9 protein-coding genes are annotated in these 12,005 nt (G+C 62.1%); 3 read left to right on the top strand and 6 right to left on the bottom strand.

From position 1 onward, the window contains the following. Positions 1-4: 4 nt before the first annotated feature. From U367_RS0129515 to U367_RS0129490, 6 genes are all read right to left on the bottom strand, one after another. Positions 5-709 (bottom strand): energy transducer TonB family protein, encoded by a 705-nt coding sequence (locus U367_RS0129515; protein ID WP_028619780.1) that lies wholly within the window; start codon positions 707-709, stop codon positions 5-7. A gap of 3 nt (positions 710-712) precedes the next feature. Beyond that, entirely contained in the window at positions 713-1,138 is a 426-nt protein-coding gene (locus U367_RS0129510) for an ExbD/TolR family protein (protein WP_016980095.1), read from the bottom strand. Positions 1,139-1,149: 11 nt separating this feature from the next. Beyond that, complete coding sequence (locus U367_RS0129505) at positions 1,150-2,949, bottom strand: DUF2341 domain-containing protein (protein WP_028619779.1); 1,800 nt, start codon at positions 2,947-2,949, stop codon at positions 1,150-1,152. A gap of 24 nt (positions 2,950-2,973) precedes the next feature. Continuing rightward, positions 2,974-4,557: a ShlB/FhaC/HecB family hemolysin secretion/activation protein gene (locus U367_RS0129500; RefSeq protein WP_028619778.1), complete on the bottom strand. Its 1,584-nt coding sequence runs from the start codon at positions 4,555-4,557 to the stop codon at positions 2,974-2,976. A gap of 59 nt (positions 4,558-4,616) precedes the next feature. Beyond that, on the bottom strand, positions 4,617-5,210 hold the full coding sequence (locus U367_RS0129495) for a transposase (RefSeq protein WP_028619777.1): 594 nt from the start codon (positions 5,208-5,210) through the stop codon (positions 4,617-4,619). 926 nt (positions 5,211-6,136) lie between these two features. Further along, positions 6,137-6,601: an Lrp/AsnC family transcriptional regulator gene (locus tag U367_RS0129490; RefSeq protein WP_028619776.1), complete on the bottom strand. Its 465-nt coding sequence runs from the start codon at positions 6,599-6,601 to the stop codon at positions 6,137-6,139. A gap of 158 nt (positions 6,602-6,759) precedes the next feature. Between U367_RS0129490 and U367_RS0129485 the strand changes: the two genes are divergently transcribed. The 3 genes from U367_RS0129485 to U367_RS0129475 all read left to right on the top strand — a co-directional run bounded on the left by U367_RS0129485 (position 6,760) and on the right by U367_RS0129475 (position 11,934). After that, entirely contained in the window at positions 6,760-8,547 is a 1,788-nt protein-coding gene (locus U367_RS0129485) for a tyrosinase family protein (protein ID WP_028619775.1), read from the top strand. Then, the gene (locus U367_RS0129480) at positions 8,544-10,277 is read left to right on the top strand and encodes a hypothetical protein (protein WP_028619774.1); all 1,734 of its coding nucleotides are present in this window, start codon (positions 8,544-8,546) and stop codon (positions 10,275-10,277) included. Before U367_RS0129485 ends, U367_RS0129480 begins: the two co-directional genes overlap by 4 nt. A 67-nt stretch (positions 10,278-10,344) precedes the next feature. Continuing rightward, entirely contained in the window at positions 10,345-11,934 is a 1,590-nt protein-coding gene (locus tag U367_RS0129475; protein WP_084651077.1) for a hypothetical protein, read from the top strand. Positions 11,935-12,005: the final 71 nt, after the last annotated feature.

Raw genomic sequence — 12,005 nt, 5'->3', positions numbered from 1 at the left:
TTGTTCAATCCGGACGCCGGCCCTTGAGTGACAGGCGCATGGGCAGCGTCAGCGACGCCGGCGGCTTCTGTGTGGCACGCGGTGCCTGGATCAAGGCGAGCATCTGCGCGTCGGTCTCGGCATCCCCGCTGGACTTGGTCACCAAGGCTTTGGTGACCTGGCCATCGGCGCCCAACCACAGGTCTATCTGTGTCGAGAACGCCTTCTTGCGCAGTTCAGGGTCTTCGCGCATCAGTCGCTGATAAGTGCCGGCCAGGTACTGCTTGTAAGTGCCCGTTCCCAACCCACCGCCACCACTGCCGGCCATGCCGCCGCCCTTGCCGGCGCCGATGTTGAAACCGTCGTTGCCGGACTGGGCGTCGCCGTCGATCTGCATCGGGTTGGCCAGGTCTTCGTTAGGCGAAGGCGGCGCTTCCTCGGCCGGCTTGACCTCTTCGGGTTCGGGGCTTGGCACCGGTTCCGGGATTTTTTCTTCGACCTGGGGCTCAGGCTCCTTGGGCTTTTCCGGCGGTGGTGGCGGTGGCGGCGGCAACGGGATAATCGTCGGCACCTTCGGTGCTTCGCGGCGCACGCCACTCATGTCATTGGCCCATTGCCACAAGAACCAGGCCGCCACGGCACCCAGCAACAGGCCCACGCCCCACTTCAACGGGCGCAACGGCGGCTTCTTCTTAATGGGCAAGGGCGCGATCGGGATCTGTGCGGTCATGTCTCAGCCCTGACTCGGTTTGCCGGTAACCAACCCGACCTGGGACAGTTCCAGCCGACGCAGCAGGTCGAGCACTTCGATCACCTTCTGGTACTGCACCATCGCATCGCCACGCACGATCACCGGGAAATCCGGGTTCAGCGCTTTCTCGATGCGCAGGCGTTCTTCCAGCTCGCCGAGGGTCACCGGGTAGGCGTCGAGAAACACCTGGCCACCGTCGTTCACGGAGATGGCCTTGGTCTTGGCCTCCGACAACGACACCGAAGCGCTGGCCTTGGGCAAGTGAATCTGGATGCCCGAGACCTGAGCGGTGGCGGTGAGGATAAACATCACCAGCACCACCATCAGCACGTCCACCAGGGGCGTGATGTTGATACTGTCGACGGCGGCATCATCGTCATCGTCGTGGGAGGTATTTACGGAAGCCATGGCAGATCTCCTCAGGCCGGAACAGCGGCGTGATGGTCACGACGGTGCGCGGCTTCACTGTGCTGGCTCTCGCCGTGCATCTCCGCCAGGCGGGTGATGAACTCGTCGACAAACACACGCATGTCCGCGCTGACTTCCTTGTTGCGCGTGATCAGGCGGTTGTAGCCAAACAGCGCCGGGATCGCGACAAACAGGCCCATGGCCGTGGCCAGCAACGCCGCCGCCATACCGGGAGCAATCGCATTGATGTTCACATCACCGGCCATGGCCGTACCGAGGAACACCACCATGATCCCCAGCACTGTGCCGAGCAGGCCGATATAAGGGCCGCCGGCGATGGCGTTGGACAGGGTCGAGAGCTTGGAGCTGAGCGCCTGGTTTTCGCGGGTGCGCACGCCGTCCATCGAGCAACGGATGGCTTCGATGGTGGCGGCCGAGACCGACGAGGTGTCAGCGCCCTGGGCACGCCGGGTGCGGATCTCCTTGACCGCTACCAGGTACAGGCGCCACAGCGAAGAATGGGCCAGGCGCTCACCCAGTTGGGCGTCGTCGGCGTACATCTCCAGGCGGGTGCCGATTTGTGAGAAGTGCTCGCGGAACACCTCGTTGGCGCTGCTGAGGCGGCTGACCTGACGGTTCTTACGCAGCATGATGACCCACGACTGGAACATCATCGCCACCAGGACCAGGATGATTACCCAGGCATCCACCGGCACCGCGTTGAGCAAGAAGCCCAGGCTGCCGAAACCAAAGCCGGACTGTTCTTCATCCACGCCATAGGCCACCAGTTTCGACTCGGCGCCCTGGGCGCTGGCATCGGCCTGCAACAGTGCCGCCGGACGCGCCACCTTGGACAGGCGCAACTCATCGATGGCCCCGGCGAATGGCAGGTGCGTGGTGCCCGCTTCCGGCAGATCGGCACCAATGGCCAGTTGGGTGTTGAACGCGGGCAAGGCAACGGCCAGGGTGGCAGTCTCGCGGCCATTCACATACAGCGTGACCTTGTCACCCTCAGAGGTGAACGCCAGGTGCTGCCATTGGCCGGGGTTCAAAGGTTGAGTCGACACGGCGCGCTGGCCGTCGATGTCCACGAACGGCATGCCCTGGTTCAGACCCAGCAACAGGCTATGGGCACCATCACGTCGGGCCAGCACGACTTGCTCGCCGCTGGCTTGGTCCAGGCGCAGCCAGGCGCTGAAGGTGAACGCGCCACCCGCAGCGTGTTGCAGCGAAGGGCTGGCCGGCAACATCAGCGGTTGACCGCTGAACTGCAAGGCACGGCCGATCACACCGTCGATGCTCGCACCGGTGGCGTTCAACGCGGTGTTGGCGTAGGCCGTGGTGTCGCGGGCCGGTGTGCCGTTGGCCCCGTCAAAATGGTAGAGCGCGGTGTAGTTCGGGTCGAACGTCAACTGGCCGTTGGCGGTGGCCGGGGCCTTCTGGTTGCCGTAGTACATCCACAGGTCCTGACGCTGACCGCCTTCGACCTTGGGCACATCGACCCAGATCAGCGCCATGCCCATCAATGGGTCGAAGCTCTCGATCTGGTGGTTGAACACGGTTTTTTCATCGGCGCTCACAAAACGCAGGTCGGCGCCGTCATCCTTGACCCCGTCAAAGGTGAAGTTGCCGGTGTGCAAGCGCACCAGCAGCGCGGTACGGCCCAGGGCCTGGTTGATCGCGGCGCCTTGGGCGGTGGTGTCCACCGAAATCTGTTTGCGGTAGTGCCAGTCGTCCTGCCACCAGGCATGGGCGGTGGCCGGGAGCGTGAAGCCCAGGCAGATCAACAGGCTCAGGAATAGGCGTTGCATGGGTGAAGTCTCCGGAAGAAAAAGTCAGAAAGTCGCCTGCACACTGAAGTGCAGTCGCGAGTCCTGTTTCTGGGTGTTCGGTCCATCAAGCAGCGGGTAGCCCCAATCCAGGCTGCCGGACAACCATTTGCTCAAACTGGCGCGGGTGCCCAGGCCGACACTGGCCAGGCTGTATTCGTCTTCTTGCTCGGGCAGCGGATCGTGCAGGCGCATGCGCGCGCCTTCGGCGAACGCGTAGAAGCGCCACTCCTGCACATAACTGCCGAGGAACTTGGCCAGGGACGGCGTGCGCAGTTCCTGGGAGAGCAAGTACCCCTCATCCCCGGTACGCTCCGCCGCCAGGTAGCCGCGCACCGACGTGGCACCGCCGGCGGAATACTGCTCGTTGGACACCAGCGGCCCCGACGCCAACTGGAAGCCGCCCTTGGTCGCCGACTGCCAATCGTTGGCGAAGGTGTAGGTGTAATTCAGGTCGCCCTTGAGCACGGCAAAACTGGCGCTGGCCTTGTAGCGTTTGTATTCGAACTCTTCGGCATCGCTGCCGTAGCCGAAGAAGGCGCGCGTGCCCACTACCAGGTTCAAGCCGAGGCCCAATTGCGATTGTTCGGTATAGCGAAAGCCGTTGTAGCCCAAGGTGAACGGCGCATATTTGAGGGGCACCTGGTCGCTGCTGGAACCGAACTTCATCTGTTCGTCGAAGTCCTTGAAGTCCACGCCAAACGAGAACGAGTTGGCCCAGTTGCCCGCCGCCGGCAGGTTGTAGATGGCCGACACGCCGTAGGAATGCCCTTTGCCCAGCACGTTGCTGCCGCCGATGGTGGCGATGTTGCTGTCGGACTGGTAGCCCGAGAACTGCACGGTCCAGCGCTCGTTGAGCGGGGCGCTGTAGGAGCCCGACCAGACCTTGGCATTCTCGGTGTCCTGGGGCGCGGTGAAGTAGGTCAGGGAAATGCTGTGGCCCAGTTGCCAAAGGTTGTCGTACCCCAGGGTCGCCACCGAGCGCAGTTTCTCGGTGTCGGCGCTGTAGTCGTTGTTCAGGCCGATACTGGCGTGCCAGGGGTTCTGGTCCTCCACCTGCAAATCCACATCCATGGTGCCGGGGCGTTGACCCTCGCGTACCAACGGCGTGACCTGGCGCCCAGCGCCGCGATTGAGGCCCGCCAACTGGGTTTGCACCGTGGCGAAGTCCGGCACCGCGCCCTCCTCCAGGGCCGGCACCTGCTCGCGGATTTCCACTGGCGAATAGTGCTTGGCACCGACCACACGCACCCGGCCGACCTTGGTCTCGCTGACCTGCAGATAGACGATACCGTCATCGACCTTCTGCTCCGGCAACTCGACAAACACCGACTGGTAGCCACGCGACTGGTAGATCTTCTGCAACGCATCGCGCGCGCCTTCGATATCGCCCAAGGTCTTCTGCGGCCCCAGGAACGGATACACCGCCTCCTCGATCGTCGCCGCATCCAGCACCGTATTGCCGCGCACGAAGTACTCGTTGACGTCGACCTTGCGCGCGCCCTCTTCTTCCTCGGCCAACACCGGTTGCGCCAGGCTCCCCAGCGTCACGCAACACAGCGCCAACGTTAATTTGAACAGATGCTCCACACCGCCCCCTGACTGTCTGATTTTGTGCGCCATCGCCGGACGCCCGGCGTGCGGCTGGCTCAATTGCTGGTGATCGAAGTGCTGCCGTGGCGTGCCAGCCAGGTGTGCAACAGGGCGAAGTTCAACGAGAACTCCGGCATGTGCAGCAAGGCGCCACAAAACACGTCACCGATGATTTTCTGGATGAGTTGCACCGCACGCGGGTTGTTGAGCAGCGTGGCGATGTCGCGGGTCAGTACGTGAATGCTCCAGACCTTTTGGTTGAGGTCCAGGCCGACGAACCAGCGGAACAACAGGTTGTAGTTCAGCTGTTCGTGCAGCTGTTGTTCGCTGGGCACCGAGTACAGCAGTTGCAGCAGGAGGATCTGCAGCACGGTGTGCGGGGCGATCGACATTGCGGGTTCGGCGGTGAGCCAGTCGCGATGCTGGTCGAGCACTTCGTCGATCTGTGGGCGCAGCAGCACCAGGGAGTGGCCTGCCGGGATGTAGCTGGACACTTCCTTGCGAGCGCCTTGCCAGTCTTCCTGGGAGACGATCCAGACCCAGGGTGCGCCGTAGCGATAGACCGACACCGGCTTCTTGCGCGCCGCTTCGACGATCTTTGACAGGCGCTGGTCGAGCTCCTGCATGCCCACTTTCGAGTAACGTTCCATAGTTCCCATCGCCCCACTCCTGGCATCCTGCTTGCGGCTGAAAAGCCCAACATTCTGGTGGGCTCAAGCGCGTTACACAGAGGAGACGGGAGTGGCCGGGGACTACCGAACTTTTGTCATGAAAGCTTCATTTTGGATTGGGTGGGGGGCATTTTTTATGGTGTACATATCCGTTATTTAGGTAACGGCTACTTAGGGTTCCGCTCTTACAGCGGCTCACTTTTGGAAAGGCCCAAAAGTAAGCAAAAGGCCTTCGCCCCAACACTCGGCACCTCGCCTAGGCTCGGTGTGCCCGTAATCCGACAGTGATTTGGGGGGCCGCCGCCACGCGCCATCCATGGCGCGGGGCGGCTAAACCGGCATCCCTGCCGGTTTACCCCCCAAATCCCTGCCGAATTCCGGCCAGCGTGTTTAACGGGGCGCCTAAGATCAAGATCAAAAGCAAAAGCACAGCGGCCTGACAGCCGGCTTGAGTGGTGTGAAGCAAAGGCCAAAGCAAACGCGGTCCTGTAGGAGCCGGCTTGCCGGCGATGGTCGTTAACGATGACGTGGGGTGTCTGGATGAACGCGGCGTTCTCACGCTTTTCGCCGGCAAGCCGGCTCCTACAGGGACCGCGTATCCACGATGCGAAGCGAGTCGCTCTTGATCTTGATTTTGATCTTAGGCGCCCCGTTAAACACGCTGGCCGAACGTAGGCTTGAATCCGTGGGTAACCCGGCAGGACGCCGGGTTAGCCGCGCTGGGCCAAGGATGGCCCATCGCGGCGGCCCACGGATTCAAGCCGGAGTGAGGGCACACCGAGCCTAGGCGAGGTGCCGAGTGTTGGGGCAAGAGCGTTTTGCTTACTTTTGCGCTTTTCAAAAGTGAGCCGCTGTAAGAGCGGAACCAATAGTGACCGTTACTCAAATAACGGATATGTACTCAATCAAAACCCCACCCCCTGCAACGGCAACTCATAAGACTTTTTAACCGTCCGAACCACCAACGTAGAAGAATAAGTCCGAATCGGAATATCCCGATAAATCTCCAAAAACCGATAGATATACTCGGTATATTCCGCAGCATCCCGAAACTTCGCCACCATCACAAAATCAAACTCCCCCGTCATCAAGTAGCAGTCCTGAATCTCCGGATGACCAGAAAGTATGTGCTGCATCCTGCGATCAATATCATTGCTATCCCTATCCAACTTGATCAGAAAAAACGCCGTCACCTGGATCCCCAACTTTCGCTCATCCAAGACCGCCACTTTCGCCTTGATAATCCCCGCGCTCTCCATGCGGCGAATCCGCCGGTAACAACTGGTGGACGATAGCCCCACACTGTCACTCAACAACTCCAGGCTCTGGTCGCAATCCTTTTGCAACTTGCCCAGGATTTTCAAATCCATGGCGTCTGTCATCGGTTCCAAATCGTCCTTGAAAATTGCAATGAATCCGTCGCAATGACGGGCCAATTTGCACAAATCCTGCGCAGTGGCTAGTTAACATCGATTCAGCTTAGCAGCCCGGCCAACACCTGGCCTTACGGCGGCATGAGAGGGATCTTATGATAGTCGCGAAACCGACATGGACCGCTGATATCCAAGGACTTTTCAGCGCTCCCTACTGGATACCCGTCAGCCAGCGCGCCGCCGTTGCGGCCACCTGGATCGGCTGCATGAATGCCTACGACGTGTTCCTGGAAGACCCGGCGTCGGTCAAGACCTGGTCGCAGACCATCTACCAGCACCTCGCGTCGCGCAACATGCCGCTGACCACCGACCAGCAGCAATTCTGGCCGATCGATGCCTTGGAAACCTTCCGCCTGTGGGTCAACCAGGGTTGGCGGCTGGACAGCATCTCGCCCTTCGACCCGGCCGAACGCATCCCACCACCGGCGTTGCCGCACCCGGTCAAGCGCGTACGCCAGGACATCCGCTCGCTGAGCGTCGACGAACTGAACCTGTACCGCGCCAAGCTGGATGACGTGATGCATATCGGCGACCCCGACAGCGGTTCGCCCTGGCAGCGTTACGCCTACATCCATACCAACTGGTGCCTGCATTACCAGGAAGCCTTCGCCCTGTGGCATCGCGCCTACCTGCTATATCTGGAAGCGTTGATCGACTGCGCGATCCCTTACTGGGACTGGATGGCCGTGGACGCCAGTATCGACGGCAGCTCCCAGGCCGGCCTGCCCCAAGCGTTCCTCGATGAAACCTATGTGCACCCGCACACCGGTGAAGTGCGGCGTAACCCATTGCGGTATGCGGCGGCCAAGGATGGCTGTTCCAAGGTTTGCGCCACCGCTCCGGTCGGCGACGTGGATTGCCTGTATGTGCAGCGCAACCCGCTGTTCTATACCCAGGGCGAGGCCTTTCGTTTCGAGCGCACCCAACTGTATGGCATGAGCCGGATCTTTCAGCAGCAGGTGGTCGATGCGCTGGCTTTCACCACGTTCAGCCAGCCGCAAGGCGTGCCGGGCTACCCCTGGGCCAACATCACCAGCTTCGACCCGCCGCAACCGAATGACCTGTACCCCAACCGCGCGCTGAATTTCGACGGGCTTTACGAGCAGCCCCACGACAACTATCACGGCTGGATCGGCGGTGACATGGCCGACAACGCCTACACCGCGTTCGACCCGGTGTTCTGCGCCTATCACGCCAATATCGACCGCATGCTGGAGGTCTGGATCCGCGCCAACCCGGCGGCGCAGTACACCACCCAGTGCCTGTTGCAGCCGTTCGCTGGCCATCAGGCCGACGAGGTGAGCTTCACCAGCGCCGACGCTTGGCGCTACACCACCCTCGGCGATATGGCCCAGGACAGCCGGCACATCGGCTACGACTACGGCACCCCGGTGGCCCCGCAGTTTGGCGCGGCGAAAGCTGCGTGCTGCCATCAAAAACCGGCTGCCATCACCGGCCCCTGGGTGGTGTTCGACCATGTGCGCTGCACCCACGACACCTACCTGATCGACGTCTTCCTCAATCAACCCGACGCCACGGCGCAACAGGCGAATGCCGACAACCCGCATTACGTCGGGCGCTTCAGCCGCATCGGCATGGGCCTGGTGGATGACAAGGGACGCTGCATCACCCAAGGCGTCTCCCGCGCCCTGAACGCCGCGCGCAACGTCAAGGCGCTGAACCTCAAACCGACCGATACAGCGCAGTTATCGCTGATCGTGACCCATCCCGATACTGGCCAGGTGTTGACGCCCGATGCGTACGCGCCCCTGCCTGGCTTTATCGCCCAACTGGTGTGGGACGACCCACGCCAAACCTCTGCCGGCCCCGCTCCGGACGCCGGTTGCTGCTCCACCAACACCAATGCTGGAGAACCAACATGAGCACGCCCTTCACCCAATTCACCTCCCCCGCCGAACAAGCCCCCAAGGACTACAACAAGCTGGGCCTGGAGAATCAACTGCCCACCTTCGAAACCAACTGGAACAACAACGTCACCGGCTGGACCCAGATGTCGGTGATCGGCAACCCCTGGTCCAACCTCAACGACGCACCGCGCTCGGGCTACTACAACCCGATCGAAAGCGGCTACGGCACGCAGACGCCAGTGACCATCACCTGGCAGCCCTTCCCCAATCGTCTGTGGACGTTCTTCTACAACAACGGCGCCGCCGTGGTCCCGCAACTGGGCGGCAAGGCCATGACCCTGGACCAGGTGATGCAGTTGACCGACCACGGCCAGATCACCCTCAACAACACCCTCTATTCGCTGTACCCGGACCCCAAGGCGACCCAACTGCAGATCCCCAGCGTGCTGTGCAAGTCCATCAACTGGAACGGCCCCTACGCCGACTTTTCACCCTCGGGCCCACGGGGCTGGCTGGATGAATACTGCGAGTGGTCGATCACCCGCGATCCCGACGGCAACATGCGCAGCATCATGTTCACCAGCGAGAACCCGGCGTACTTCCTGACCATGTGGAACATCGACCCGCAGGCCGTGCTGGGGCTGTACAAAGCCTATGTCGACCCACAGGTGAAGATCGAAGACCTGTACCTGCGCTACACCGCCAACGGCCCGACCGGCAAGGCCGGTGATCCGGTGCTTGACCCCACCACCGGCCAGCCCGCCTACGACACCGTGAACAAATGGAACAGCGGTACCGTGCGCATTCCGGGTGTGTCAGGCGGCGCGATGCACCTGACCTCAGGCCCCAATACCTTGAGTGCCGAGATCTACCTGGCGGCAGCGGCCACCATCCTGCGGCCGATCAAAAGCAGCGGCAACCAACAGAACCTGATCTGCTGCGCCCAATACGGGCAGAACTACCGCAACTCCGATCCGCATATCGGTTTCTCCGCCAACCAGGAAGCCGTCAAAGCCCTGATTTCCTTGACCAACCCCATCGGTCTGTACCTGCAACAACCGAAGTCCTTCAGCACCTGGAAAGGCCCGCAAGGCCAGGATGTGAGCAGCTACTGGCGCATCACCCGTGGCACTGCCGGCACCGGGCCGAACAACTCCGACCAGATCCTGCAGGCCGTCTTCGAAGTGCCGCAAAGCGCGGGGTTCTCGATCAACGACATCACCATCAACGGCACGCCGATCGACTACGTATGGGTGATCGCCAACGAGCTGAATGTGGCCCTGAGCGTAACCCCGGCGCCACTCACCGCCACGCCCCAAGAGTGCGATTGCGTGGCAGCCAACAACACCGATGCGCAACCCTGGCCTGTGCAATTGCTGCCGATTGACCTGTTCTACGGTCAGTCCCCCAGCGACTTGCCGGCCAGTTTTGCGCCCGGCAGCTCGGGCCAGTTCGTGCTGGTGGTGCAAGGCGCTGACCCAAGCACCACGGCGGCAGATGCGCGGGTGCAGTTTTCCAACCCTGGGATCACGGCTCAGGTCACGAAATTCCTGCCGGATGCCTCGGCGATTCCAGGGCAGACCGACAGCGGCGGCACCCAGGGCTACATCATGACCGTCACCGTCAGCAGCAACGCAGCGCCGGGGCTGGTCAGCGTGCGTGCGCTGAACCCCAGCGAAGCCGCCAACCCCAGCGCCACGCAGCATCCGTGGGAAAGCGGCCTGGCGCTGGTGCCTGTCGCCTGAGTACCGCTTGGCCGCCCATGCCTGGCGTGGGCGGTCGCCTCTTGAGTCTTGAGCAAGGAATGCGACCATGAACGGATGGCTTCGCCCGCTGCGCCGGGCACGCTTGAGTGTGTTGTGCTGGATCACCTGCGCCCTTCTTCCCCTGCTGGGCACCACGCCGGCCAATGCGGCCTCGGACGCCCAGAGCTGCGTCAGCCAACTGGTGTTCGATCCCACCAGCGGCGGCTTCCTGCCGGTAAACAACTTCGGCACCGAGCAGGACTTTCTCAACTGTTTCGGCTGGCAGTTGTTCATCGCCATGAACTGGCCGGTCAACCCCGGCTGGCCAGCCAACTCGAGCCTGGCCGGAGAGCCGGACACGCAAAGCACCGTGGCCCAGTTCGGCGTGCCGCCAACGCCCGGCCAGCCCATGAGCAATGCCCCGGTGTGGGCCAGCTACAAGGACGCCAGCGATATCTTCCTGCCCGGTGCGCCCAAGCCCTCCGGTTGGGGCGTGGAAACCCTGGTGCCGTCCAATTGCACCGCCACCGGCAACCTCAAGGCGTTTTCCACGGGCGCACGTAAATTCATTACAGCCACGTCGGAAAGCGCGATCAACCGCAAGCACCGCTTCCACTTATCCAGCGGTACCCAGGTGACGCTGCCCGATTCGATCATGGAAGCTTCCGGCGGCTGGCTCACGGACCAGTCGGGCAACCTGGTGTTTTTCGAGCGCAAGGTCGGCAAGGCCGAGTTTGATTACATCGTCGAAAACGGGCTGTACGACGCCGCCAACCAACTGATCGTGGCGCAGAACAGCGACAACCGGCACCCCGCAGGCCTGTCACTGCCCGCAGGCAAACTGGTGCGCGAGCTGCCGGCCCAGGCGCTGCCCCAAGAAGAACTCGGCGCCCTGGAACTCAAGGCAGCCTGGCGCGTGCTCACCAACAAACCCGAGCTGTACGGGCGTTACCTGACCACCGTCGCCTGGCTGCAGCGCCCCGACACGCTGCAATGCACCCAGGAAGTGGTGGGTCTGGTGGGCCTGCATATCATCAACAAGACACAGACCCAGCCGAACTTCATCTGGACCACCTTCGAGCAGGTCGACAACGTGCCGGACAACGGCACAGCAGGGCCCCAGGGCTACAGTTTCAACAATCCGGCCTGCACGGGTGATGCCTGCACGCCCAACGTTGCACGGGTGCAGTGCGATGCCACCCACACGCCGCCCAACTGCACGCCCCTTGATCAGCCAGTGCAGGCCACGCGACTCAATGCCACGCCCCAGGACCTGCAGGTGCTGAACACGGCGGTGCAGCAGACTTTCGCCCAGAAAACCCAGGGCCAATCAGTGTTCCAGTACTACAAACTGGTGAATGTGCTGTGGTCCAAGACGCCCAACGCGCCCAACGATCCCGGCCCTGGACCCAACGTGCAGGTGCCGCTGTCCTATGGGCCGTTTGTCAGCGACCAGAGTGTCGTTGTCGCCAACACTACGATGGAAACCTACGTGCAGACAGACAACTGCAACGACTGCCATCAGTACGCGGCGATTGCCGGCGGGTCCAAACTGGCGTCGGATTTCTCCTTTCTGTTTGGCAATGCCGACTCGGCGAAGAACACGCGCCTGATCAAACGCATCGAGGCGTTCAAGACCCTCAAGGATGAGCCGTAGCCGCAAGCCAACCACGGGGCGCAATTGTGGGGGCTTGTAGAGGTGAGGGGCTGCTTCGCAGCCCAGCGCGG

This window comes from Pseudomonas canadensis (assembly GCF_000503215.1).
Classification (GTDB): Bacteria; Pseudomonadota; Gammaproteobacteria; order Pseudomonadales; family Pseudomonadaceae; genus Aquipseudomonas; species Aquipseudomonas canadensis.
Note: the sequence above shows the minus strand (reverse complement) of the source record. Positions and strands in the feature narration are given on the sequence as shown.

What these genes read in the sequence shown, in the direction of transcription:
- U367_RS0129515 (WP_028619780.1), bottom strand. Translation starts at nt 709, where the DNA reads ATGACCGCACAGATCCCGATCGCGCCCTTGCCCATTAAGAAGAAGCCG.
- U367_RS0129510 (WP_016980095.1), bottom strand. Translation starts at nt 1,138, where the DNA reads ATGGCTTCCGTAAATACCTCCCACGACGATGACGATGATGCCGCCGTC.
- U367_RS0129505 (WP_028619779.1), bottom strand. Translation starts at nt 2,949, where the DNA reads ATGCAACGCCTATTCCTGAGCCTGTTGATCTGCCTGGGCTTCACGCTC.
- U367_RS0129495 (WP_028619777.1), bottom strand. Translation starts at nt 5,210, where the DNA reads ATGGAACGTTACTCGAAAGTGGGCATGCAGGAGCTCGACCAGCGCCTG.
- U367_RS0129490 (WP_028619776.1), bottom strand. Translation starts at nt 6,601, where the DNA reads ATGGATTTGAAAATCCTGGGCAAGTTGCAAAAGGATTGCGACCAGAGC.
- U367_RS0129485 (WP_028619775.1), top strand. Translation starts at nt 6,760, where the DNA reads ATGATAGTCGCGAAACCGACATGGACCGCTGATATCCAAGGACTTTTC.
- U367_RS0129480 (WP_028619774.1), top strand. Translation starts at nt 8,544, where the DNA reads ATGAGCACGCCCTTCACCCAATTCACCTCCCCCGCCGAACAAGCCCCC.
- U367_RS0129475 (WP_084651077.1), top strand. Translation starts at nt 10,345, where the DNA reads ATGAACGGATGGCTTCGCCCGCTGCGCCGGGCACGCTTGAGTGTGTTG.